This is a genomic window from Cylindrospermopsis sp. CR12 (genome assembly GCF_001432185.1).
Taxonomy (GTDB): domain Bacteria; phylum Cyanobacteriota; class Cyanobacteriia; order Cyanobacteriales; family Nostocaceae; genus Raphidiopsis; species Raphidiopsis raciborskii.
Genome location: NZ_LMVE01000031.1, coordinates 1 through 22,859, shown reverse-complemented (window position 1 = coordinate 22,859; position 22,859 = coordinate 1). Strand labels below are relative to the sequence as shown.

The window sequence follows — 22,859 nt, the reverse complement described above, 5'->3', positions numbered from 1 at the left end:
AAATCTATGCACTTTTTTTATAAATGCTCACGCTCCATTATAATCAACCTTCATAATACCACATTTTTATCCCTTCGACCACAGAAAAACTTATCACAACCCGACTTATACTCTTTCTTCCCACGACCGCTCTTCCCGATCGCTATCTATCTCCTATTACAGAACCGCAGGATTTTTCCCATCTTTGGTAATTACACCGGAAGTCCTATTAGTTTCAAGCGAGGATATCTATTTACCCACGCGCCGATTTTTTTTCAATGGTAGGGGTTGACTATTGTCTCTTGGGGATGATACTCTGACAATGGAAATCTATGCACTTTTTTTATAAATGCTTACACTCCATTATAATCAACCTTCATAATACCACATTTTTATCCCTTCGACCACAGAAAAACTTATCTCAACCCTACTGATATTTGATATTCCCCTTCGCGAAAGAGCGATCGCTATCTATCTCCTATTATAGCACCGCAGGATTTTTCCCATCTTTGGTAATTACACCGGAAGTCCTATTAATTTCAAGCGAGGATATCTATTTACCCACGCGCCGATTTTTTTCAATGGTAGGGGTTGACTATTGACCCTTGGACGTGATGCTCCGACAATCGAAATCTGTGCACTTTTTTTACAAATGCTCACACTCCATTTTCTTTATGATTTATTAACAATTTCTAGTTGTAATCTTCCCAAAATTAGATAAAACTCGAATGGGATTGGTCTTCCCAAAAAATAAAAAGCCCCTACGTGCGGACAGAGCAAAAGTCATCCCTAAGACTCATCAATCCATACGGATTGAGGTTAGGAAACATGGCTGTGACTAGATTGGTGTTCAATTAAAAGTGTTTGATTTTGAACCCTACCAGTCTGGTGAATCCCCATACCTAAAGGTAAGAGGTTGGCAGTTTGAAACAATTCAAGACCAAAGGTCTGAGTAGCTTTGGGTAGATCCTATAGAGCGGAGAGTCAATTATGGTAAAGATAGTGCCAAACCAACATAATGATGTCAATATTTTAGTAATTGGGGCAGGGGTAAGCGGTCTAACAACCGCTATCTGTCTGAGAGAAGCTGGTTTTAATGTGATTATTATTGCAGACCGTTTCGCCCCTGATTTAACCTCTGTTGTCGCAGGTGCGTTGTGGGAATGGCCACCAGCGGTTTGTGGTCGTCATGGGACTCCTAGATCCCTGGAACGCTCCAAAGAATGGTGTATGACCGCTTACAATAAATTCAAGGAAATACACGCAGAGTTTGGTTCACAAGAAACAGGCGTTTATTTAAGAGACTCCTATTTTTATTTCCGAGATATTTTGGAAAATCGACCCGCTGATTTTCGCAAGATGAATGAACTCAAGGACAAGGTTGATGGATTTGAAAGAGGATTACACATCGTTAAAGAAACCATTGATTTAACTTTCCAATGATGAGTATTCCGTACTGTTAGCCGCACAGTTACGTGAAGCTCTAAATTTAGCTGGCGATCGCCCCACAATGATCCGCCAATTTACTGACAAGAGTTACCTCAAATCTGCCCTCAAAAATTCATCCATTCGTGTACCAAAGCATCTAATTTTTAATCAGAGCCAATACCGCCACGAGGGAATTTCTTACTTACAGTTTGTCATCAAAGAACTGGGTAATGACATTTTTGTCAAGCCTGTCATTGGTGCGGGAAGCGAAAAAACTAGAAGAATACATACTATTGATGAATTGAAAGCTTGGTGTAACAGCAATGTAGATTCTGATGATGAATTTGAATTTAATGAATTTATCAGAGGCGAATTATACAATACAAGTGTTGTCATGAAAAATGGTCTACCTTGTTATTTTGCTGCTTGCAAACACTACCGACCTAATGATGATTTCATTTACGGTCATGCAATCGGGAATATTGTTGTTAGAGAGGAAGATCCAAAATTTGAGAAACTGCGACAATTCTCCAGTGATACGTTGCAAAGTTTAGAACACGATTATCCCAAAAATGGTGTACTCAACATTGATTTCTTCCTACAAGAAGGCAGTGAAGAACCAATTCTCATGGAAGTAGCAGCACGCACTCCTGGCGGCCTTGTATCAAAAATGTTCTACACATATCAAGGAGTACGTCTCAACGAATTACATCTCCAATTACAGATGGGAGATGATCCTGAAATCATCCTCAAAAACAGAAGTGAATGGAAGTATAGTGCTTACTCGATTCATCCAAAGCAGGAGGGTGTGGTGACAGAAATTGAGAAGCCAATTCTCGACAGTGACGTGGAAGTTTATTGGCAGATTTATCTGGGAGAGACACTCAAGGTATCAGAAAGTATGAGAGATGTTGCTATTGCCATGCTTTTGAGCAATCATGACTTTTCAACACTCGAACAGGATTATAAACTAGCTAATTCTCTCAGTTTATATAAGACTAAAAAAGATTCTTTCCAGGAATTAAAAGCTGTTTTTGTAGCCCTGACAGTATAAGCAAATATGGCGGTATACACCTGATTAAGATACGGTTACTAAATTATTAAGCATGTAGGAGCGTGGGGCTTATACTTCTAGCTTATTTTATACCATTCTAGGGATAACCGCCATATCCAGTTCAAGTTTAACTGTTATGGTTCAGTAAGCTCTAATTATCTTCCTGTAGCGAGTATAATGTTTTATACAACAGACAAATAAAATATCTTTCAAAACTTATGCTTGAGCAACCAGGTTTACCACTAAATAGTACCAAAAACTATTCATTTTCATGGGCTTTTGTTTGGTTATTATTAGGAGTTTTTATTTTATCCTTTGGGGCAATTTTTACTCGACTGAGCGAAAACGAACTTGGACCAGCAGGAACTAGTTTTAATCGTTATTACATAGCTACAATTGTTTTGGCTCTGTGGGAAGGAACTCAATATGGGATGAATAATTCATCTAACCCGAATAAATCCATTCAGTTGAAAGATTGGGGAATTTTTCTTTTGTCATCAGTATTAGGAACGGCTACTATTTTTCTCTGGGCTTTGTCATTAACTCAAACCAGCGTTGCTAATTCTAATTTACTCCATAATTTCACTCCTATCTTTGCTGTATTAGGTGGATGGCTGTTCTTTGGTCAACGTTTTGATTATAAGTTTGTATTGGGAATGACGTTAGCAATCATTGGGGTAGCTATCATCAGTTTTGGAGATTTTCAAGAAGCAGTTAACTCCCTTTATGGTGATTGTTTAGCTCTTCTATCTGCTGTTTTTTATGCTCTCAATTATCTAGTTCGAGAAAATCTTCGTTCCAAATTTTCAGCCTCCACTATATTACTGCGGACTTGCTTATTGGGTGGATGCTTTACTTTCTTAATTACATTAACTACTGAAACCCAATTATTTCCAACCTCTTGGCAAACTTGGCTCACAGTTATTTCTCTAGGGGTTTTGTGTCAAATTATAGGACAGGGATTACTAATTCATAATCTTAAGCAATTTTCTTCGGGTTTTGTGACGCTTTTAATGCTCATTGAACCTTTGCTAACAGCTTTATTCGCTTGGGTAATTTTTGGAGAAAAATTGAGCCCTCTTAATTGGATAGCATTTTTTCTGATTTTAACAGGTATATATATAGCAAAATTAAGCATTGGTTCAGTAAAGCTGACTGAGGAAACCTCAGGAGATTGATCGACATTCCCCCCAGTATACTCAACATTCACAAAGAGAGACTTTTAAGATTTGGTTCACAGTTAGTTTTCGCTATGTGTGAGGAGCTTGAAACTGAGACCGAAGACGAGGATATCTATTTACCCACGCGCCGATTTTTTTTCAATGGTAGGGGTTGACTATTGTCTCTTGGACGTGATACTTTGACAATGGAAATCTATACACTTTTTTTTACAAATGCTCACACTCCATTATAATCAACCCTCATAATACCACATTTTTACCCCTTCGACCACAAAAAAACTTATTTTACCATCCCATAAATATAATTTTTTCTTATTGTTCATATTTATATATATGAGTTGAGGGATTAATACAATATGTAGTTATACAATATAACCCCACATAATTTGGTCATATCTGGTAAATTGGCTGTTGGGTTTTCTCCACCCAACAATAATGGCAACACTACTAATATTCGATTTAAATGTTAATCAAGTTCTGTAAAAAAGCTATATAGCTTGTTAATTCATTAAAGACCAGAGCTATTGCCCTTTCATAAATATTGGCTAAATAGTCCAAACGAGACCAATCATAGTTAAAATCGTAGTAATATCTTTTAAAGTGACGGAATCGTCGTAACTCATCCAATAGTTGGTAGGAGTGGTGGGACAAAAGAGCTTGACGAATTCCGGGAATCTCAATCCGCATTTTGCGCAGGAGTTCTTTGTGCCATTGGGAATCATCCAGGTGGTTTTCAAATTCTCTAGAGATGCGTAGAAATATAGTTTCTAAACAAGTATAAGTATTACAAAAGATATCCGCCAGCAAAACTGCATCCCGAATATCTCGTTTGCTCTCATCGGTAAAAAATGGTTTATAGGTATTATATAATTTTTCCAAATCTGTCAATACCTTTTGACTTTCTTCAATTTCTGCAATTAGAACTGGTAAACTATCATGATGCATAAATGACCTTACCCTTAAGCAATAGGATTTGTTGAAAAGCAGGATGAATGTCTTCCCAACGAATCAAATCTAAAGAAAAGTTAGTCATAGCTTCTGCATCTGCAAACAAGCGAAGAAAAACCAAAGGTTCAATACCCAACACTGCCAAATCAATATCAGAGACAGAGGAGAAATGTTCTGGCGCTAAAACTGACCCCCACTGAATAATTTGTTTTGGCGCGTAGTCCTGAATAATCATGGCGACAATTCTTTCCGAGTCCAGTTTAGCCTTTTGCCAAAGAAGGTGACGCTCATCTTGAAGTGACCTTTGTTTATCCAGATAGAATTCCTTTGCCTTAGTATAATCAAACATTATATATATATCCTCCCTAATTTTTAATTCTCCCATTTTAGCTTCCATGATATATAATAAGGGATTGTGTCAATTATTAGCCACCATGCCTAAACTCAAGACCCGAAAAGCTGCAGCAAAAAGATTCCGCGTTACTGGTAGCGGTAAAATTGTGCGTCGCAAAGCCTTCAAAAACCATTTGTTAGAACATAAAACATCTGGCAAGAAGCGTAGTCTGTCAAAAATGGCAGTTGTTGACGAAAGGGATGAAGATAATGTGCGCTTAATGTTGCCCTATCTATAAGTCTTGTCAACTTTGGAATTAGTTAGCTATTTAGTTAATAGCTAGTCCATAGTTGAAATAGTTAAAGTTGTTGAAATTGTTGAAATCATCCAGGTAAAGTAAAAATGACTCGTGTAAAACGCGGTAATGTTGCTCGTAACCGTCGCAACAAAATCCTTAAATTAGCCAAGGGTTTTCGTGGATCCCATTCTACCCTATTTAGAACTGCTAATCAACAGGTAATGAAGGCACTCAGAAGTGCCTATAGAGATAGAAAAAAGAAAAAGCGTGATTTTCGTCGTTTGTGGATTACAAGAATTAACGCTGCTTCTAGACAACAAGGTTTAAGCTACAGTCAGTTAATTGGCAACTTGAAAAAAGCTAATGTGGAGTTGAACCGGAAAATGTTAGCACAATTGGCAGTGTTAGATCCTACTACTTTTGCTAAGGTAGCTGAATTAGCGAGTTCTGTAAAAGGTAATTAGTTAGTTAAGTGCGCGAGGAATTTCTCTTCGTGCACCAAACCATGCACCCAACCAATGAAATTTTTCCTTTTTTTGTTAAGTTTCCTCCCCCTAACTATCTTACTTTTTTCCTGCGTGCTTTTACCCTTACCTGGCATAATAAATACCAGCTTGGCAGCAACCATGCAGGAAATTCAAGAAAGGGGGTACATAACCATTGCGGTGAAGGATAACACTCCTCCCCTAGCATTTAGGGATAAACAGGGCAATTTACAGGGTCTGGAAATTGATTTGGCCAAACGTTTGGCTAGGGACTTGTTGGGTGATTCCCCAAGTTCCAGGGTTAAATTGCAAGTTAAATTCCAACCGGTAACTAATGTTGAACGTTTACCAGCAGTATTCAACCATAAGGTGGATTTAGCCATAGCAAGAGTCACTGCTACTCCATCTCGTTCCCGCATAGTTAGCTTGAGTATACCTTATTACTATGATGGCACAGCTATAGTGACAAAAAACCCTGCTATTCAAAAACTATCAGACCTCAATAAGCGTCGGATTTGCGTACTCAACTATTCCAGCACTATTCCCCATGTTAAATATGCTATTCCCCAAGGGGAGTTGGTGGGCGTGAATTCTTACCTAGAAGCCAAAAAACTATTAGATAATGGTCAAGTAGACGCTTGTGCAGCAGACTCTACTGTATTCCAAGGTTGGATAGAACCACAATATAGCCAATACAAAATACTACTGGACAGACTGTCAGTAGAGCCATTATCAATAGTGATGCCCAAAGGATTGCAGTATGATGACCTAAGAACAAGAGTGAATGACTTAATAGCTGATTACATGGCGCAAGGTTGGTTGAAGAGTCTCTATTAAACCTCTTGACAGGTATCGCTTTAGTCGGAGTCAGTTAGAGACCAGTCTTTTCAAAGACTGAATACGTCTTTTGGCAATAGAATTACTCGGGTTGAATTTAACTGCTTCTTGGTAAGTTTGTAAAGCTTGCGAGGGGAGCTTTTTCTTCTCGTAGGCGTGGGCAAGATTATTCAAAGCAGTAACATAGTCTGGTTTTAACTTGATTGCTTCTTTATATTGTCTAATAGCTAAATCATATTGGTCTTGACAGAAGTAAACATAACCTAGGGCATTATATACAGGAGCAATATCCTTTTCTTCCTCTTCTTCAGCTGCTTTAATAGCCTTTTGGTAAAGGGTAATAGCCTGACTAAAAACCTTTTTCTCGGAATAAATACTTGCTAGTTCGTAATATTCCTGGGCGGAACCCTTTTCCTTCGTCAATTTATTGTTTAAGCGTGCAAGGGAGTTTTCAGTTTTGCGGGTTTTGAGAACCTGACGAAAAACACTAATGGCCGCAAACAAAAGTAACCCAACAAATACTGAAAGATAAATGATAATTAGGTTGTTATCCATACTTGATAATTTACTTGGCAAATTCCATGGAATTAATTTATACAATTAATTTATAACTAGCTTAACATCAAGTAAGTACTGACACCCCCCTTGGTAAGGGGGGTTGGCGTGATGAGATAGAGAATTAAATCCCCTAACTCCCCTACATATTAGTATCTGGTAGGCTTATGAACAATAAAGCTCAATACTTGACACTGTTTGATGTTATCAAAACCCACAACCCGAATGTAGCAGTTGCTGTATTGAGAACGACAAGACTGTACTTCCCCTAACACCTCACGGGTGGTTTTGGCGTTGAACAGGGGTAGCTTCCACAATGTCCAGAAAAACTCTGTAGGTTCAGAAGTCTCATTGAACTCCACCGCAGGAATATACCCTTGGCTCAAAATGTATTGCACTTGTTTCTCAATTTGCGCGTCCGACAGGGGAGGAAGATAGGATAGGGTTTCGTAACGACGCTCTTTTGGTAAGGTTTGCATAGCTAAACGCTCTGTGGCTATAGTTTACTACTGATTGTGCTGGTTTTATGGAGAATTCTTCTAACCAGCTGGGTTATCTAAATTGTTATCTGGGTGAGGTTCAAATACGCTTAGTTGGGTTATTCGCTCAAGATGTTGACGACGCTGCTCCATGTTGGCTTGCTGTATGTTAGTCCGTACCATCTCTGGCAAAAATTCTGTGATTTCTGCCGCAATGTATTCCCGCACTGTCATAATCCGCAAGGCTAAATCCGACTTCTCTCGAAACAGCTCTTCGATGTATCTCTCTCCATCTTGAACCTTTCCTGCAGAAAAGTTATGTAGCCAAACCGCCAAGGGTGGATTAGTTTCGCTCAACTGCACTAATACTATCCTCAACGCCTGGTATGTTAGGTAGCTCTGGAGAGTTTTGGCAGTCTCTTTGGCAATTTCCCGCAAATTCATATTTGAACCGTCCCCTCGATAAAAGGAATAATGCAATTTTTAGGATGAGGTTATGATTGCTTCATCCTTGCACTTTTGCACTAGATCAGACGGTATCAACTGTCTCAAATTCAAATTTGATTTCTTTCCACAGTTCGCAAGCAGCTGCTAATTCAGGTGACCACTTGGCAGCTTCCCGAATAATGTCGTTACCTTCACGGGCTAAGTTACGACCTTCGTTACGCGCTTGAACACACGCTTCTAAGGCTACACGGTTAGCTGTGGCTCCAGGTGCATTACCCCAAGGGTGACCTAATGTACCACCACCAAATTGTAGTACGGAATCATCTCCGAAGATCTCTACTAGAGCTGGCATGTGCCATACGTGAATACCACCGGAAGCTACCGCCATTACCCCAGGCATGGAAGCCCAGTCTTGGGTAAAGTAAATACCACGAGATTTGTCTTGTTCTACGTAATTTTCACGTAATAAATCTACGAAACCCATGGTGATCGCGCGATCGCCTTCTAATTTACCTACTACGGTACCGGTGTGAATATGGTCTCCACCAGACATACGCAGGGCTTTAGCTAGTACCCGGAAGTGAATCCCATGGTTCTTTTGACGGTCAATTACGGCGTGCATAGCACGGTGAATGTGTAATAACAATCCGTTATCACGACACCAACGAGCTAGGGTTGTGTTAGCTGTGAATCCTGCAGTCAAGTAGTCGTGCATGATGATGGGCATCTCTAGTTCTTTGGCGAACTCGGCACGCTTGAGCATCTCTTCACAGGTAGGAGCTGTAACGTTTAGGTAGTGACCTTTGATTTCACCTGTTTCTGCTTGAGACTTCTTAATAGCTTCCGCTACAAATAAGAAGCGATCGCGCCATCTTTGGAAAGGAGCGGAGTTGATGTTTTCATCATCTTTGGTGAAATCCAGACCACCGCGCAAGCACTCATATACTGCACGTCCGTAGTTTTTAGCGGAGAGACCCAATTTGGGTTTAATGGTACAACCTAATAAAGGACGACCATATTTATTCAACTTGTCGCGCTCAACCTGAATACCGTGGGGAGGTCCTTGGAAAGTCTTGAGGTAAGCTACGGGAATACGTAAATCTTCTAAACGCAGGGCGCGTAGGGCCTTAAATCCAAACACGTTACCTACAATAGAGGTAAACATGTTAGTTACGGAACCTTCTTCAAATAGATCCAGGGGGTACGCTACATAAGCGATATATTGATTGTCTTCACCTGCTACTGGTTCGATGTCGTAACAACGTCCTTTGTAACGATCTAGGTCAGTCAATAGATCTGTCCAAACTGTTGTCCAAGTACCTGTAGAAGATTCAGCTGCTACTGCTGCACCTGCTTCTTCGGGGGGAACTCCAGGTTGGGGTGTCATCCGGAATGCAGCCAAAAGGTCTGTATCCTTTGGTGTGTAATCGGGCGTGTAGTATGTTAGTCTGTAATCTTTAACCCCAGCTTGATACCCAGATTTGCTCTGAGTCTTCGTTTGCGCGTAAGACATATTTTTCTTCCAAGAAGTCACTCTTTCTAATATCAAATCACGTTATGTGCCACTTCCTATCACTCTCTCCTTTGATCCTTTTCTCATCAACTGTATAAGAAAAACTTATATAACAGTCAGTTTTTATGGCCACAAGGCACTGTTTGGGGACTTTACTACGTTAGTCTCCCACTACTCCCCTAAACTCGTAGAATGTGGAAATTTCAGCTGCTACTGGTTGGATCAAGAGAACCGGGGGACAAAAATTGCACAGGACGGAATTTTGGACAATCCTCAACAAGAGGAGTTTTGCTCTTTGGGGAATTTGATGAATTTTCCTCAAGTTGCGCCACGGGTACCACGAGAACCTAACCAATAACCTAACTGTTGTGGAATATTAGAGTATAATACCCTCCTAGTTGGGGTTGGCTAACCAGCACTTTTGGTAACCTGTTCCACAATATATCAACAATTGGATCACTTATTCTTTCAATCTTTGGAATTGATAGATTTAAATTTCTTATGAGAAGAAATTTTTAACTTTTCTTTCTTTTTTACCATCTACCTACTTTGAAACAATTATGCCAATTAACACCCAGCAATTAAAACAGTGGAAACAACAAGGAAGATCTATTGTTGCTTTGACCGCTTGGGACTATGCGATCGCACAACTGTTAGATGCTGCTGGGGTGGATTTAATTCTGGTGGGGGATTCTCTGTCAGTTATTCTGGGTTATGAAACCACCTTGCCTGTGACCTTAGAAGAGATTATCCATCATGCCAAAGCCGTAAAGCGCGGAATTAAACGAGCTTTGTTAGTAGTAGACCTACCCTTTTTAACCTACCAAGAAAGTATAGCCCAAGCCATGCAGTCAGCGGGGAGGGTATTGAAAGAAACAGGAGCCCAGGGAGTAAAATTAGAAGGGGGTTATCCCGCCATGATTGATATCATATCCAGATTAGTACAAGCAGGTATTCCCGTGCTAGGTCATTTGGGTTTAACCCCACAATCCATACATCAATTGGGTCTCAAACAACAAGGCAAAACCCCCCAGACCGCCGACCTAATTTTTCATCAGGCGATCGCCCTAGAACAGGCGGGTGTGTTTGCCCTGGTTTTAGAGCATATCCCCAGTCAATTAGCGGTTAAAATCACAAAAGAATTGAGTATTCCTACTATTGGAATTGGAGCGGGGCAAGAATGTAATGGTCAGATATTAGTTACTTCAGATGTTTTAGGGCTTTCTGAGAAACAACCACCATTTGCCAAAGTTTATACAGATTTACGGCAAGAGATTACCAAGGCTGTAGAAAAATATGCCTTAGAGGTTCGTAACCAGGATTTTTAGATTGGGCCCAACTCCCAATTTAGGTATTTAAATAGATTTAATAGATTTAAACCTAGGCCTAAAATCCTCCGAGAGTGGCAAAATGAGAGAAGCAAAAACATCAAGTCCAAAAAGTACAACTGCAATCCTGCTGTCCTGACAAACTAAAATTGGGCAGATGCGATCAATAGCATCTGAAATTAGCAGCGGTTCAATACAAACTGTTAAAAATGGGAGAAAATCCATGAGTAGAATAGAAACCCGCACGGAACCGATGGTGCTAAATATGGGTCCTCATCACCCCTCAATGCACGGGGTGTTGAGATTAATAGTCACCCTAGACGGAGAGGATGTAGTGGACTGCGAACCCGTCATTGGTTATTTACACCGGGGGATGGAGAAAATTGCCGAGAACCGCTCAACTATTATGTATGTTCCCTATGTTAGTCGTTGGGACTATGCTGCGGGGATGTTCAACGAAGCGGTAACAGTCAATGCACCAGAAAAACTAGCAGGTATTAAAGTTCCCAAACGAGCTAGTTACATTCGTGTAATTATGCTAGAGTTAAATCGTATTGCCAACCACCTATTATGGTTTGGACCTTTCTTGGCGGACGTAGGTGCCCAAACGCCCTTCTTTTATCAATTCCGGGAAAGGGAAATGATTTATGACCTATGGGAAGCAGCGACAGGTTATCGCATGGTCAACAACAACTATTTCCGGGTTGGTGGGGTAGCAGTGGATTTACCTTATGGTTGGGTAGATAAATGTGAAGAATTTTGTGACTATTTCCTTCCTAAAGTAGATGAATACGAAAGGTTAGTTACCAACAATCCTATCTTCCGTCGTCGGATTGAGGGAATTGGGACAATTACCCGGGAAGAAGCCATTAACTGGAGTCTTTCAGGTCCAATGTTAAGGGGTTCGGGAGTGAAGTGGGATCTGCGGAAAGTGGATCATTATGAGTGTTATGACGATTTCGACTGGGAAGTACAGTGGGAAACCGCAGGTGACTGTCTTGCTCGATATATGGTAAGAATGCGAGAAATGCGCGAATCCGTAAAAATCATCAAGCAAGCTCTAAAAGGATTGCCAGGTGGTCCTTATGAGAATTTAGAAGCGAAACGCATGATGGCTGGACCTAAATCCGAATGGGATAGCTTTGATTATCAATATGTGGCCAAAAAAGTTGCTCCTACCTTTAAAATTCCTGCTGGGGAGATTTACTCCCGTGTGGAAAGTGGTAAGGGAGAACTAGGCATTTATTTAGTGGGTGATAATAATGTCTTCCCCTGGCGTTGGAAAATTCGTCCTGCTGACTTCAACAATCTGCAAATTCTGCCCGGTTTATTACGCGGTGTTAAGGTAGCGGATATTGTGGTTATTCTCGGTAGTATTGACGTGATTATGGGTTCGGTTGACAGATAGTTTTTGGATTGGGGAAATGGGGAAATTAACGCCATGACAAGCCTGTTTTTGATTGTCGAGGAACACATTGCTAAGGAATGGTCAAACCGACCAAATTAAACAAGCCTATTCATCGCAAAAACGGTTACAGTTATGCCTGAAAAAGTACCCAGACAGAAAGGAATGTCTAGCTATGTCCAGAAATTGTCGAACAGCAGCCAACCCCTTATATCAAATTATTGCCGATTATATTGACACTAGCGACCAGAGACGTATTACTTTTGCAGAGTATATGGATTTGGTTTTATATCATAGTGAATATGGGTATTATTCTAGCCATTCAGGGCAAATTGGTTTTGCAGGTGGTGATTTTTTCACCTCCCCCAGTTTAGGTGATGATTTTGGTGAATTACTTGCCAAACAGTTTTTGCAAATGTGGGAGAATTTAGATCAACCTAGACCTTTTCACCTAGTAGAAATGGGTGGAGGAACAGGTGTTTTGGCATTCCAGATTCTCAAGTTTTTAAAAAATCACCATCCAGACTTTTGGGAAATTATAGAATATATTATTATTGAAAAATCCCCCAAATTAAAATGGGAACAACAACAAAGATTGGAGGGATTTTCCGTCCAATGGTTAGATCTACCAGAAATTCTACCTGGTTCGATGGTAGGTTGTTTTTTTTCCAATGAACTAGTGGATGCTTTCCCCGTTCATGAGTTCATTTTAGAAAAAGGCAAATTACAAGAAATTTATGTGACCTATAGAGCAAGCAACCCCATAGAATTTATGGAGGTAGTAGGGGAACCATCCACACCCAAGTTAGCAGAATATCTACAGTTGGTGGAAATTGACATCAGTCAAAATGCTTATCCAGAAAATTATCGCAGTGAAATCAACCTAGCTTCTTTAGACTGGTTAAGTATAGTGGCTAACTGCTTACAGCGCGGCTATGTGCTAACAATAGATTATGGCTACCCTGCAACTCGATATTATCATCCTCGAAGATCTCAAGGGACATTACAGTGCTACTACCAACACCGTTACCACCATAACCCCTATATCAAAGTGGGAGAACAAGACATTACCACCTATATAGATTTCACAGCTTTAGAAAACTGGGGTAAACGGTGTGGGTTAAATCCCGTGGGTTGGACACAACAAGGATTATTTTTGATGGCTTTGGGTTTAGGTGATAGAATATCCGCCCTCTCCTATCAACAACACCCCCTATCACAACTGCTAAAACGTCGGGAAGCTCTACATCAACTAATTTCCCCAGAAGGATTAGGCAATTTTGGGGTTTTAGTACAGAGCAAAGGACTCACAACCACCCAAAGTCAGTTACCCCTCCAGGGATTTATCACACCAGTGGTTTTTTGACAGGTTAATGGTTAACATAGCAGTGTTAATTGCTGTAGCTATAATCTACCTATAATCTAAACCTTGGTAAATAACTATGAGTACCCATGATTTGATTGTTTTAGTCACCCTACTTACCCCCGGACTTTTGCTTTCAGTTGTAATTATGGCAACTTTTGCAGCTGGAGGCTAATTTCTTGGAGTTTGATATCTAAAAATCAACAGTCAACAAACAGTAACTACGCCTTAGAATTTAGCAAAGGAACACAAAACATGAAGGTGGCATTTCTGGGAACCGGATTGATGGGACTACCAATGGCTCAACGGTTATTAGCAGCTAATATTGAACTAATTGCTTATAATCGCACCCCAGAAAAATTAACACCTCTTCAAGCAGCAGGTGCAGAAATTGCCGTCAAACCCCGTCAAGCCATTCGTGCTGCTGACTGTATTATTCTTATGCTCTCTAACGCCGCTGCTATTTATCATCTACTGCTTACGGATACCTCTTGGCACGCCTTGTCAGGACGCAGTGTAATCCAAATGGGCACCATTGCTCCCATAGAAAGTCAAGAAATCCGTAATGCTGTAGTTGCAGCAGGTGGTGAGTACATAGAAGCACCCGTGCTGGGTAGCATTCCCGAAGCTGAAACAGGTCAGCTGATTGTTATGGTGGGTGGTGAAAGGGAACAATATGAACGCCACGTTAATTTATTGTCTCATTTTGGACCTAATCCTGTTTATGTGGGGGAGGTGGGATCCGCATCTTCCCTCACCCTCGCACTCAATCAGCTCATTGCTTCCCTGACCACTAGTTTCGCTCTCAGTTTAGCATTTGTTCAGTTACAGAATATAGACACGGAATTATTTATGCGTGTCCTGCGGGAGAGTAAACTCTATGCACCCACTTTCGATCAAAATCTGAGTCGCATGTTACATGGTAATTATACTCAGGCTAATTTACCTACTAAACAGTTAATCAAAGAAATAGATCTGTTTATTAGCGAGGCTAAATCCCTAGGTTTGAATCTCAGCAGCATTGAGGGCGTAAAATATATCTTGCAGTCAGCTATGAAAATGTCTTATCCAGAAGATGATTATTCTTCTGTTTTTCCCGCTATTCGTGAGTGGGGAGAAGCTGGTGGAGATTAAATATATATTTATATACCTATGTCCTCAAATTTAGTTCTGGTCAAAATTAAGCTATTTGCCGCCTACCAAGAAGCCTACGGAGTGACAGAACTGGAGTGGGAATTTCCTCCACATACACCCGTTAAATCTATTTGCGATCGCATGATCTGGGAACATCCCAAATTGAGTCAATGGCGTGATATTACCAGATTTGGCATTAACCTGATGTTTGTAGATCCGGACACCATCCTCAACCATGGAGATGAAGTCGTGCTCATCCCCCCCGTCAATGGTGGTTAGCATATCCGACTCTTTTAGTCGGGTATGTTTGACGAGTAATTTGAGTCATGTTAGTATTTTTTTCATAGTCAACGGATATACGGGGAAAAGTAGTTATGACTCAGGCGATCGCAAATCTAAACACAGCCAATCCTAGCATATTAAAAGCTCTCAAGTGTAAGGAATGTGGAGCGGAATATGAACTGCAGGCCACACATGTTTGTGAGCTTTGTTTTGGTCCGCTAGAAGTGAAATACGACTATAGTGTTTTGCGTCAGTCTGTAAGTCGAGCGACTATTGAAGCTGGTCCCAACTCCATTTGGAGGTATCGTCAGTTTTTACCCGTAGCCACAGAGAACTATATAGATGTGGGGACAGGGATGACCCCCCTGGTACGTTCTCACCGTTTAGCGCGACGCCTGGGTTTAAATAAACTTTATATTAAAAATGATGCAGTGAATATGCCCACCCTGAGCTTTAAAGATCGGGTGGTATCCGTGGCTTTGAGCAGAGCTAGGGAGCTAGGTTTTACAACCGTTTCCTGTGCTAGTACAGGGAACCTAGCCAATTCCACAGCAGCGATCGCGGCTCATGCTGGTTTAGACTGTTGTGTATTTATTCCTGCTGATTTAGAAGCTGGTAAAGTATTAGGGAGTTTAATTTATAGTCCCACATTAATGGCTGTGAAAGGGAACTACGATCAAGTGAACCGCCTGTGTTCAGAAGTAGCTAATACCCATGGTTGGGGGTTTGTGAATATTAACTTGCGTCCTTATTATTCCGAAGGGTCTAAAACCCTTGGGTTTGAGGTTGCGGAGCAACTGGGTTGGCAATTACCGGATCATATAGTAGCGCCCCTAGCTTCTGGATCCCTATTCACCAAGATTTATAAAGGCTTCCAAGAATTTACAGAAGTTGGCTTAGTAGAAGGTAAGAAAGTTCGCTTTAGTGGTGCGCAAGCGGAAGGTTGCTCACCAATTGCCACAGCATTTAAAGCAGGTAGGGACTTTATCCAGCCAGTAAAACCGAATACAATTGCCAAATCCATTGCCATTGGCAATCCTGCGGATGGGGTTTATGCAGTAGAAATAGCTCAAAAAACAGGTGGTAATATAGAGTCAGTCAATGATAACGAAATTATCGAAGGAATTAAACTACTAGCAGAAACCGAAGGTATCTTCACAGAAACAGCGGGTGGTACCACCATTGCGGTGTTGAAAAAATTAGTGGAAGCTGGTAAAATAGATCCAGATGAAACCACAGTGGTATATATCACTGGTAATGGTTTGAAAACCCAGGAAGCATTACAGGGTTACGTAGGTGAACCGCTGACGATTGAAGCTAAACTAGACAGTTTCGAGCGGGCATTAGAGAGGTCTCGCACTCTAGATCGTCTGGAATGGCAACAAGTACTTGTTTAATTGGATTTTCTATCAAATCGGAATGACGTGTTGGTTTTTGGATTAATGCCTAATTAATGCAACTAACCAACTAAAAACTAATTAAATTTATTAACGAACCAACTAAGCAACCAAAAATTAACTATGGCCATAAGAGTTTTAGTTCCCACAATGCTACAAAAAGAGACCAATAACCAAGCGGTGGTAGAATGTAGCGGTAGCAGTGTAAACGAATTATTAGACACCCTAGAAAAAACCTTTCCCGGGATTAAGGGTAGATTGCGTGATGAGACAGGAACTCCTCGCAGGTTTTTAAACTTGTATGTAAACAGCGAGGACATTCGTTTTTTACGCGGTACAGAAACAGTTCTTCAAGATGGAGACGAGATAAGTATTGTTCCTGCAGTTGCTGGTGGTTAAACAGCAGTGGAGAAACCTTGGAGCAATTGCAGCAGTTGAGGAGTTTGCAATCTAGGACCGTAGACCGTGACGATTTGAGAAGCTGCGGTGGATGCCAACTTTCCTGCTAGGGGATAACTCATTCCGTGGGTAATACCATAAAGAAAAGCCCCCGCATACATATCTCCTGCACCAACAGTGTCCACAGCATGAACTGGGGGTGCAGGGATTTCAATTAACTGTTCGCCATCAAATACTATAGAACCCTGAGATCCGCGAGTAATAGCAAACCCCCGACTAAGGAGCTTCATTTTATCTATAGCCACCTGAAAATCCGTAGTTTGTGCCAAACCCAGAGCTTCAGTTTCATTAGCAAAAATAAAATCCAGACCAGGTCCAATCATATCTACTAGACCATCCCCAAAGAACCGTACCATATTATAGTCCGATAAAGACATGGTAGTTTTCACACCAGCAGCTATAGCAATATCTCTAGCTTGAATAGCTGCTGCTTTAGCGGTGGGGGAAGTAACTAAATAACCCTCGATATATAAATATTCAGCAGCTGTAATTGCTTCTGGAACCAATTCCTGGGTAGAAAACTCCGCACTGATTCCCAGAAACGTGTTGAGAGTGCGGTCAGCATCGGGGGTAACCAGGACTAAACATTTACCTGTAACTCCTGACTGTAAATCAGCATTTTGGAGATTAGTTTGCACGTGGGAATCAAGTAGATCTTGAATGTAGAACTTACCAAACTCATCCTTAGCCACCTTACAGGAATAAAAAGGATTACCTCCCAGTTGTCCAATAGCTACCATCGTATTTGCTGCTGAACCCCCACAACTTTTATGATGATCCAGGTGTTGGAGATTTTCCAAAATATGATGTTGAGTTTCTTCATCTAAGAGTGTCATTACACTCTTATCAATGTGTAACTTTTCCAATAAATCGGTAGATACCTCATATTCTATATCTACCAGAGCGTTACCCACACCATAAACATCATATTTCTTGCCCATTTTCAGCTCCCGCAAAAATTAGTAAAGCCAGGTCAATCATAGCAGATAGTTGACCGTTACTAATTTAGCGCTCAGGTTCGTTCTAGATCGGCAATTTCCTTAGGAACTCCCGCAGTTAAGACCTCATTTCCCTGGGGGGTAACCAACACATCATCTTCTATCCTAATACCAATTCCTACCCAACGGTCATCAATAGGGGGTTGGTCTTCAGCGGGTGGGGTATGTGGTACAATATAAAGACCTGGTTCTATGGTTAACACCTGTCCTGGTTGTAAAACTTGTGGAACTTCCCCATGTTGATAAACACCAACATCATGCACATCTAATCCTAACCAGTGGCTAGTACGGTGCATATAGAATTGTTTATATTTTCCTTCCTGTATGAGCTGATTAACCTCTCCTTTAAGTAAACCCACCTCTATTAAACCTTCTGTAAGAACCTGCACTGCTTTGTTATGAGGTGCATCAAATCCATTGCCTGGTTTGACTTCTTGAATTGCCTGTTTTTGTGCTTCCAATACTATTTCATATAAAGCCTTTTGTTCTGGTGTAAACTTACCATTTACAGGAAAGGTTCTAGTAATATCCGAATTGTAATATCTATAGGCACAACCAGCATCAATTAGTAACAATTCCTGTTCTTGCATTTGGTAATTGTTTTCTATATAGTGTAGAACACAAGCATTTTTACCAGCTGCGACAATAGAAGGATAAGCAGGACCCATACCACCCTGCAAGCGGAAAATGTGCTCTATTTCCGCTTGGATTTCATATTCATAACTGCCAGGTCTAGCAATACTCATCGCGTGGTTATGTGCTAATACAGCAATATCCGCCGCCTGGCGCATTAGATCTACTTCAAAATTGCTTTTATGTAATCTTAAACCATGTAGAATAGGACCCGTATCTTCAATAGCGATTGGTCCAGTACCCCTTCTAGGACGAGTAACAAGTAAATTTTGGTAATGTCTGATTATCCTATCATTAAAATGGCTATCCCTACCCAGGTGATAATATATCCGTTCAGCTTTTTGTAAATATTGTGGTAGCTTGTCATCCAATTCAGTAATAGGGTAGGCCATATCCGCGCCATAAATTTCCTTAGCACCCTCCACCCCACAACGATAACCACTCCACACCTCCTTTTCCCTGTCCTTAGGTTGTACAAATAAGATAAAGCGGTGTTCCCCATGGTGAGGTGCCAAAACTGCTACTGCTTCCGGTTCATTGAAACCAGTTAAATAATAGAAATCACTATCTTGTCTATAAACATATTCCACATCATTGTGCATGACAGCTGTGGGAGCGCTGCGGAATATTGCGGTCCCCCCACTGATTTTTGCCATTACCTGTTCACGACGTTGTCGGTATTCTGATTCCATAGTTAATTAACCTCATATAAGAGACCCAAACTCATGCTATCATATCCCTAAATCCATAACCGGACATTTTTCTCCGCACTTATACTTGAAATGTAAGGGTAAATATTAAGGTAATTAAGTAGGGAGGCACAATTATTTGTAGGTTGGGTTGAGGAACGAAACCCAACCTACGTTAATCTTATATTTAATTCCACTGACCCACTTATTGCTAAATTGTTGAGGCGAAATCCTGGTCTAAAATCCCGTTTACAGGAAGCGTTAAATGAAAGCTGGTCGGAAGCTAGGGATTTAGCGATCGCCGAAACTGATTTACCAGATGAACAATTTCCTCAAGTGTGTCCATTTAGGTCATGAGTCCTGACTTTTGGCCTGATAGAGCGTGATAGCGCATTCGCTTCAAAAATACTCAATGCATAACCGGTAAAGAAATGTAAATTAATCGCCATATTCTCTAGACTTATGCAAAAAATCTGATGCTGTTGACAAGTAAATCATATCTCAACTATACTTTTAAAATCAGCAAACATTTAAGGTCGGACAATGTACGGATGCCAACAAGTTCTTATTCTCAGCTTTATGAACTGTTTATTGATCAGGTTATTGGTTTAAGTCCAGAAGTGTTGAATGTTAAGAAAGTTGTGATAAAAATTGCCCAAAATATATTAAAATTTGGGCAACCCATATCAAAATATTGATTTGATAATGATCATAAATTCATTCCCCAAGATTGTCAAGGACATCCTCAGACCGTTACCAAAAAATGATTATCCAGTTTTGAACAGCCGTCTTTATGTTGAGTGTTGGTTGGCTTATGCCTTGGATAATAGTTTAACAAGTATGCGGGACTTATTTACAAGATTAAACCATACAGGTATTGATGTAAGAATTTCGACATTTTCCAAAGCTAACAAACACAGGAATCAAGAGATATTCCAAAATATTTATCATCAATTGAATAAATTGGTACAAAAAAAAGCTTATAAAAAGCTACATGATAAATACCAGAAGTGTTGAATGTTAAGATTTTGAGGATTGTGTCCAAGTTGTGCATTGGTATTGGTGATACCAAATTTGATCAATTAATGACTCTATTCTCAATAGACAATGGATTTTACCTGGGTAAAACGCAAAGATTGTAAAGTTTTATTGCAGGATTCAACACTTGTGGATAAATACGCAATTTGTCCAATCGATTCAACAATAATTACTTTAACAAGTAAGTTGTTATGGGTTTTAGGTTATCATCAAGTAAAATTGTTTAGCTCCCTGAATCTTTCTACGGGAAGTCCAGAAGATAATTTGATAAATTTTGGACATAATCATGATTACAAATTTGGCTCATCAATGATGTCTAATTTACCTCAAGATGCAGTTGGGGTAATGGATAGAGGTTTTGCAGGACTAAATTTTATACGGGAGTTAGTACAAAAAGACAAATACTTTGTGGTACAAATTAAGAATAATTGTAAACTAGAATTTGAAGTAGAAACTGGATTAGTAAAAATTGGTTCGGCGAGTGATGCTTCTGCTTACAGGGTAGTTAACTTTTGTGATTTAGAAACGAAAACAGAATTTCGCTTAGTCACGAATTTACCTGCAGATGGAGAAGCAGCAGTTACAGATGATGAAATCAGAGATATTTATCGTTTACGGTGGGGAGTTGAACTGTTATGGAAGTTTTTAAAAATGCACCTAAAATTGGATAAATTAATTACGAAAAACGTTAATGGCATTGGCATACAAATTTATGCCAGTCTCATCGCTTATCTAATTTTACAACTTGTATCCGTTCCCAATGAATGGGGTGAAAAAATGTTAGATAAGTTCCGCTATCTTCAAGCTTGTATGTGTCAACAAATCAGTTATGTTCATTGGATGGAAGATATTATGAGATGTTGACATTTTCACCTTTGATAGGAGTACTATATCTAACTATGTAAAGTTTTGTAACGACATTCAACATTTCTGATATCTCTGGTTTATGTTCTTGAATAGTTAATCTCTATTTTAGAATTTATAACCAGCCATTTAAACCAAGAATTTTATGTTTTATTAGCTGATAAGCATAACCTAAAGAATGAGCAATTGGCATTGTTAATAAGACTATTCCACAGAAAAACCAGCGACTTAAAAAAGATGGTATTTTACCTTTATCACCTCGCCAAATTTCTGAATCGAAACTAGTTCTTGATTTTAATGTGACTCGCAAACTTTCTAAAAATGGGAACAATAGCCCTAAGATAACTAATATTACCATAGGTAGCCCCAGTCGAGGAAACAGTAAATCAATTAACAACAATAAAGTTATTGATGATATTACCAAAAATGGTACTATGCCTCTTATTTGGGACTTAATAGAGTGTTTAATACTGGTTAAATAACGACCTCGACCGTATTTAAAATATTGAATATAGAGAGACTTGAATGTTTTTCGGGGATAGTACCAAACACGGATTTTGGAACTGATGTAGATTGCATTTTGGTCTTTTTTAAGTAGTTTTTGGTTGAGTTCCGCATCTTCATTAGTAGTTGCTTCTGTGGAATAACCTGATACTTCTGTCAAAGCCTTCTTCCAAAAACATCCTAAATAAACAGTTTCTGCATAACCGTTATAATTTGGGTCTCTATATTTTGCTCCTCCACTGCCTAAAATACTCTTGGAACTTAGAGCTATTCCCGCTTGAAAAGGTGTTTTAGCGACAAAACGTTGCGCTCCACCCACATTTAGAGCTTTGGATTCTAGTAATGCTTCTACACATCTTTCTATATAGTCAGGTGCGTAGTCTGAATGAGCATCGACTCTAAGGAAAATATCACCCCTGCATTCCTGTAATATGAGATTTAGTCCAGCAGATTGAACCTTTAAAGGGTTATGTATGAGTTTAATTCGGGAATCTTGTGTAGATAATCTTTTTACTATCTCTTGAGTGTTGTCATTACTCCCACCATCAGCGATTATAACTTCAATTAAATTCTGATATTCTGTTGCTAAGAAACCTTTGATTACTCGTTCTATATTAGATGATTCGTTGTAAGTTGGAATAGATATACTTACAGATGGATTACTTTCTAATATTGATGATGTAAATAAATTTGGCTGCACTAAACTTCCTTTGATAAATTAATACTAAAAAATACCTGATATAAATAGGTTTCGCTAAAATATAATCAAAGATTAAATAAAAATATGCTTTCTGATTCTTGAATAGTTATATTGCTAATATTTAGCTATAGAATACTTTGATAAGGCAAATAAAATCCTTGTGTAATAAAGGCAAAATATATTTTTAATAGCATAGAAATAATAATAACTATAGTAACAGTTTTTTCAGTTAAATTAGATTTAAATACATAGGGTAAATAACTGATAATTATTGCTTCAAATGGTCTGCCAAAAATAATTGTTCTCCCAGAAAAATTTTGAGATACACCTAGAAATAAAGCAAATATAGCATAATATACAGAGCAGATAATTAAAAAACTTTTATTTTCTGCTTTAAGCTTTATTAACTTATCTCCAAATAGCACAAATGACAGCAATGTAATTGTATTTGATAACAAAATTATTATATTTCTAGACTCATAGTCTAAACCAGGATTCAAATATTCGGCGTTGCATATTTGCGGGAT

The 22,859-nt window shown here is 39.5% G+C and carries 25 protein-coding genes and 1 pseudogene; 16 read left to right on the top strand and 10 right to left on the bottom strand.

The features are described from left to right. The first annotated feature begins 969 nt into the window (after nucleotides 1-969). From ASL19_RS18485 to ASL19_RS04015, 3 genes are all read left to right on the top strand, one after another. A complete protein-coding gene (locus ASL19_RS18485) occupies nucleotides 970-1,422 on the top strand; it encodes an FAD-dependent oxidoreductase (RefSeq protein ID WP_235528925.1) in 453 nt (150 codons plus the stop codon). Between the two features lie 67 nt (nucleotides 1,423-1,489). After that, nucleotides 1,490-2,461, top strand: a complete 972-nt coding sequence (locus ASL19_RS04020; protein ID WP_057177380.1) for an ATP-grasp domain-containing protein — start codon at nucleotides 1,490-1,492, stop codon at nucleotides 2,459-2,461. Between the two features lie 218 nt (nucleotides 2,462-2,679). After that, on the top strand, nucleotides 2,680-3,639 hold the full coding sequence (locus ASL19_RS04015; protein WP_057177379.1) for a DMT family transporter: 960 nt from the start codon (nucleotides 2,680-2,682) through the stop codon (nucleotides 3,637-3,639). A gap of 462 nt (nucleotides 3,640-4,101) precedes the next feature. Here ASL19_RS04015 and ASL19_RS04010 read toward each other — a convergent pair whose 3' ends face one another. Beyond that, nucleotides 4,102-4,587, bottom strand: a complete 486-nt coding sequence (locus ASL19_RS04010) for a hypothetical protein (RefSeq protein WP_006278190.1) — start codon at nucleotides 4,585-4,587, stop codon at nucleotides 4,102-4,104. Continuing rightward, nucleotides 4,577-4,987: a nucleotidyltransferase family protein gene (locus tag ASL19_RS04005; RefSeq protein ID WP_082604648.1), complete on the bottom strand. Its 411-nt coding sequence runs from the start codon at nucleotides 4,985-4,987 to the stop codon at nucleotides 4,577-4,579. The genes ASL19_RS04010 and ASL19_RS04005 overlap by 11 nt, the downstream gene beginning before the upstream one ends. 37 nt (nucleotides 4,988-5,024) lie before the next feature. On the opposite strand from ASL19_RS04005, the gene rpmI reads away from it, so the two are divergent. The 3 genes from rpmI (at nucleotide 5,025) to ASL19_RS03990 (ending at nucleotide 6,544) form a co-directional block, all read left to right on the top strand. Beyond that, a complete protein-coding gene (gene rpmI / locus ASL19_RS04000) occupies nucleotides 5,025-5,222 on the top strand; it encodes a 50S ribosomal protein L35 (protein ID WP_009342994.1) in 198 nt (65 codons plus the stop codon). Nucleotides 5,223-5,326: 104 nt separating this feature from the next. Beyond that, nucleotides 5,327-5,686 carry a 50S ribosomal protein L20 gene (rplT, locus tag ASL19_RS03995; protein WP_006278193.1) on the top strand — a complete coding sequence of 120 codons (360 nt, stop codon included), beginning with the start codon at nucleotides 5,327-5,329 and terminating at the stop codon, nucleotides 5,684-5,686. Between the two features lie 54 nt (nucleotides 5,687-5,740). Next, nucleotides 5,741-6,544, top strand: a complete 804-nt coding sequence (locus tag ASL19_RS03990) for a transporter substrate-binding domain-containing protein (protein WP_057177378.1) — start codon at nucleotides 5,741-5,743, stop codon at nucleotides 6,542-6,544. 30 nt (nucleotides 6,545-6,574) lie between these two features. Here ASL19_RS03990 and ASL19_RS03985 read toward each other — a convergent pair whose 3' ends face one another. The 4 genes from ASL19_RS03985 to ASL19_RS03970 all read right to left on the bottom strand — a co-directional run bounded on the left by ASL19_RS03985 (nucleotide 6,575) and on the right by ASL19_RS03970 (nucleotide 9,538). Further along, complete coding sequence (locus tag ASL19_RS03985) at nucleotides 6,575-7,099, bottom strand: tetratricopeptide repeat protein (protein WP_057177377.1); 525 nt, start codon at nucleotides 7,097-7,099, stop codon at nucleotides 6,575-6,577. Nucleotides 7,100-7,248: 149 nt separating this feature from the next. Beyond that, complete coding sequence (locus tag ASL19_RS03980) at nucleotides 7,249-7,578, bottom strand: ribulose bisphosphate carboxylase small subunit (RefSeq protein WP_006278197.1); 330 nt, start codon at nucleotides 7,576-7,578, stop codon at nucleotides 7,249-7,251. Between the two features lie 60 nt (nucleotides 7,579-7,638). Next, nucleotides 7,639-8,022, bottom strand: coding sequence for a chaperonin family protein RbcX (locus tag ASL19_RS03975; RefSeq protein WP_006278198.1), 384 nt, complete (start codon nucleotides 8,020-8,022; stop codon nucleotides 7,639-7,641). An 85-nt stretch (nucleotides 8,023-8,107) separates the two neighbouring features. Next, complete coding sequence (locus tag ASL19_RS03970; RefSeq protein ID WP_040009685.1) at nucleotides 8,108-9,538, bottom strand: form I ribulose bisphosphate carboxylase large subunit; 1,431 nt, start codon at nucleotides 9,536-9,538, stop codon at nucleotides 8,108-8,110. A 560-nt stretch (nucleotides 9,539-10,098) separates the two neighbouring features. Here ASL19_RS03970 and panB point away from each other — a divergent pair. The 7 genes from panB (at nucleotide 10,099) to ASL19_RS03930 (ending at nucleotide 16,846) form a co-directional block, all read left to right on the top strand. Further along, complete coding sequence (gene panB / locus ASL19_RS03965) at nucleotides 10,099-10,866, top strand: 3-methyl-2-oxobutanoate hydroxymethyltransferase (protein ID WP_057177376.1); 768 nt, start codon at nucleotides 10,099-10,101, stop codon at nucleotides 10,864-10,866. 223 nt (nucleotides 10,867-11,089) lie between these two features. Further along, nucleotides 11,090-12,274, top strand: a complete 1,185-nt coding sequence (locus tag ASL19_RS03955; protein ID WP_006278201.1) for an NAD(P)H-quinone oxidoreductase subunit H — start codon at nucleotides 11,090-11,092, stop codon at nucleotides 12,272-12,274. Between the two features lie 172 nt (nucleotides 12,275-12,446). Continuing rightward, complete coding sequence (locus tag ASL19_RS03950; RefSeq protein WP_057177374.1) at nucleotides 12,447-13,637, top strand: class I SAM-dependent methyltransferase; 1,191 nt, start codon at nucleotides 12,447-12,449, stop codon at nucleotides 13,635-13,637. Nucleotides 13,638-13,820: 183 nt separating this feature from the next. Then, complete coding sequence (locus tag ASL19_RS03945) at nucleotides 13,821-14,768, top strand: NAD(P)-dependent oxidoreductase (RefSeq protein ID WP_255356425.1); 948 nt, start codon at nucleotides 13,821-13,823, stop codon at nucleotides 14,766-14,768. 18 nt (nucleotides 14,769-14,786) lie between these two features. Then, nucleotides 14,787-15,047: a MoaD/ThiS family protein gene (locus ASL19_RS03940; protein ID WP_057177373.1), complete on the top strand. Its 261-nt coding sequence runs from the start codon at nucleotides 14,787-14,789 to the stop codon at nucleotides 15,045-15,047. A gap of 95 nt (nucleotides 15,048-15,142) precedes the next feature. Beyond that, nucleotides 15,143-16,447 carry a threonine synthase gene (gene thrC / locus ASL19_RS03935; protein WP_057177372.1) on the top strand — a complete coding sequence of 435 codons (1,305 nt, stop codon included), beginning with the start codon at nucleotides 15,143-15,145 and terminating at the stop codon, nucleotides 16,445-16,447. Nucleotides 16,448-16,570: 123 nt separating this feature from the next. After that, on the top strand, nucleotides 16,571-16,846 hold the full coding sequence (locus tag ASL19_RS03930; RefSeq protein WP_057177371.1) for a MoaD/ThiS family protein: 276 nt from the start codon (nucleotides 16,571-16,573) through the stop codon (nucleotides 16,844-16,846). On the opposite strand, the gene ASL19_RS03925 is transcribed toward ASL19_RS03930, so the two are convergent. Beyond that, on the bottom strand, nucleotides 16,843-17,847 hold the full coding sequence (locus tag ASL19_RS03925; protein WP_057177370.1) for an adenosine kinase: 1,005 nt from the start codon (nucleotides 17,845-17,847) through the stop codon (nucleotides 16,843-16,845). The two genes, ASL19_RS03930 and ASL19_RS03925, sit on opposite strands and share 4 nt — an antisense overlap. A 71-nt stretch (nucleotides 17,848-17,918) precedes the next feature. Further along, nucleotides 17,919-19,229, bottom strand: a complete 1,311-nt coding sequence (locus ASL19_RS03920; RefSeq protein ID WP_057177369.1) for an aminopeptidase P N-terminal domain-containing protein — start codon at nucleotides 19,227-19,229, stop codon at nucleotides 17,919-17,921. A gap of 213 nt (nucleotides 19,230-19,442) precedes the next feature. Between ASL19_RS03920 and ASL19_RS16575 the strand changes: the two genes are divergently transcribed. The 3 genes and pseudogenes from ASL19_RS16575 to ASL19_RS18905 all read left to right on the top strand — a co-directional run. Continuing rightward, nucleotides 19,443-19,583: a DUF29 family protein gene (locus tag ASL19_RS16575; RefSeq protein WP_197704896.1), complete on the top strand. Its 141-nt coding sequence runs from the start codon at nucleotides 19,443-19,445 to the stop codon at nucleotides 19,581-19,583. Nucleotides 19,584-19,777: 194 nt separating this feature from the next. Then, nucleotides 19,778-19,924: a hypothetical protein gene (locus ASL19_RS17795; protein WP_161808573.1), complete on the top strand. Its 147-nt coding sequence runs from the start codon at nucleotides 19,778-19,780 to the stop codon at nucleotides 19,922-19,924. A gap of 7 nt (nucleotides 19,925-19,931) precedes the next feature. Beyond that, nucleotides 19,932-21,128 (top strand): annotated as a pseudogene (locus ASL19_RS18905) (IS4 family transposase); the annotation flags it as partial. A gap of 115 nt (nucleotides 21,129-21,243) precedes the next feature. Here ASL19_RS18905 and ASL19_RS03910 read toward each other — a convergent pair. Together ASL19_RS03910 and ASL19_RS03905 are read right to left on the bottom strand one after the other, a co-directional pair. After that, entirely contained in the window at nucleotides 21,244-22,332 is a 1,089-nt protein-coding gene (locus ASL19_RS03910) for a glycosyltransferase family 2 protein (protein ID WP_072149084.1), read from the bottom strand. Between the two features lie 125 nt (nucleotides 22,333-22,457). Further along, nucleotides 22,458-22,859: EpsG family protein (locus ASL19_RS03905; protein ID WP_235528924.1), on the bottom strand; the 402-nt coding region annotated here is incomplete at its 5' end.

What these genes read in the sequence shown, in the direction of transcription:
- ASL19_RS18485 (WP_235528925.1), top strand. Translation starts at nt 970, where the DNA reads ATGGTAAAGATAGTGCCAAACCAACATAATGATGTCAATATTTTAGTA.
- ASL19_RS04020 (WP_057177380.1), top strand. Translation starts at nt 1,490, where the DNA reads ATGATCCGCCAATTTACTGACAAGAGTTACCTCAAATCTGCCCTCAAA.
- ASL19_RS04015 (WP_057177379.1), top strand. Translation starts at nt 2,680, where the DNA reads ATGCTTGAGCAACCAGGTTTACCACTAAATAGTACCAAAAACTATTCA.
- ASL19_RS04010 (WP_006278190.1), bottom strand. Translation starts at nt 4,587, where the DNA reads ATGCATCATGATAGTTTACCAGTTCTAATTGCAGAAATTGAAGAAAGT.
- ASL19_RS04005 (WP_082604648.1), bottom strand. Translation starts at nt 4,987, where the DNA reads ATGGAAGCTAAAATGGGAGAATTAAAAATTAGGGAGGATATATATATA.
- rpmI (WP_009342994.1), top strand. Translation starts at nt 5,025, where the DNA reads ATGCCTAAACTCAAGACCCGAAAAGCTGCAGCAAAAAGATTCCGCGTT.
- rplT (WP_006278193.1), top strand. Translation starts at nt 5,327, where the DNA reads ATGACTCGTGTAAAACGCGGTAATGTTGCTCGTAACCGTCGCAACAAA.
- ASL19_RS03990 (WP_057177378.1), top strand. Translation starts at nt 5,741, where the DNA reads ATGAAATTTTTCCTTTTTTTGTTAAGTTTCCTCCCCCTAACTATCTTA.
- ASL19_RS03985 (WP_057177377.1), bottom strand. Translation starts at nt 7,099, where the DNA reads ATGGATAACAACCTAATTATCATTTATCTTTCAGTATTTGTTGGGTTA.
- ASL19_RS03980 (WP_006278197.1), bottom strand. Translation starts at nt 7,578, where the DNA reads ATGCAAACCTTACCAAAAGAGCGTCGTTACGAAACCCTATCCTATCTT.
- ASL19_RS03975 (WP_006278198.1), bottom strand. Translation starts at nt 8,022, where the DNA reads ATGAATTTGCGGGAAATTGCCAAAGAGACTGCCAAAACTCTCCAGAGC.
- ASL19_RS03970 (WP_040009685.1), bottom strand. Translation starts at nt 9,538, where the DNA reads ATGTCTTACGCGCAAACGAAGACTCAGAGCAAATCTGGGTATCAAGCT.
- panB (WP_057177376.1), top strand. Translation starts at nt 10,099, where the DNA reads ATGCCAATTAACACCCAGCAATTAAAACAGTGGAAACAACAAGGAAGA.
- ASL19_RS03955 (WP_006278201.1), top strand. Translation starts at nt 11,090, where the DNA reads ATGAGTAGAATAGAAACCCGCACGGAACCGATGGTGCTAAATATGGGT.
- ASL19_RS03950 (WP_057177374.1), top strand. Translation starts at nt 12,447, where the DNA reads ATGTCCAGAAATTGTCGAACAGCAGCCAACCCCTTATATCAAATTATT.
- ASL19_RS03940 (WP_057177373.1), top strand. Translation starts at nt 14,787, where the DNA reads ATGTCCTCAAATTTAGTTCTGGTCAAAATTAAGCTATTTGCCGCCTAC.
- thrC (WP_057177372.1), top strand. Translation starts at nt 15,143, where the DNA reads ATGACTCAGGCGATCGCAAATCTAAACACAGCCAATCCTAGCATATTA.
- ASL19_RS03930 (WP_057177371.1), top strand. Translation starts at nt 16,571, where the DNA reads ATGGCCATAAGAGTTTTAGTTCCCACAATGCTACAAAAAGAGACCAAT.
- ASL19_RS03925 (WP_057177370.1), bottom strand. Translation starts at nt 17,847, where the DNA reads ATGGGCAAGAAATATGATGTTTATGGTGTGGGTAACGCTCTGGTAGAT.
- ASL19_RS03920 (WP_057177369.1), bottom strand. Translation starts at nt 19,229, where the DNA reads ATGGAATCAGAATACCGACAACGTCGTGAACAGGTAATGGCAAAAATC.
- ASL19_RS17795 (WP_161808573.1), top strand. Translation starts at nt 19,778, where the DNA reads ATGCCAACAAGTTCTTATTCTCAGCTTTATGAACTGTTTATTGATCAG.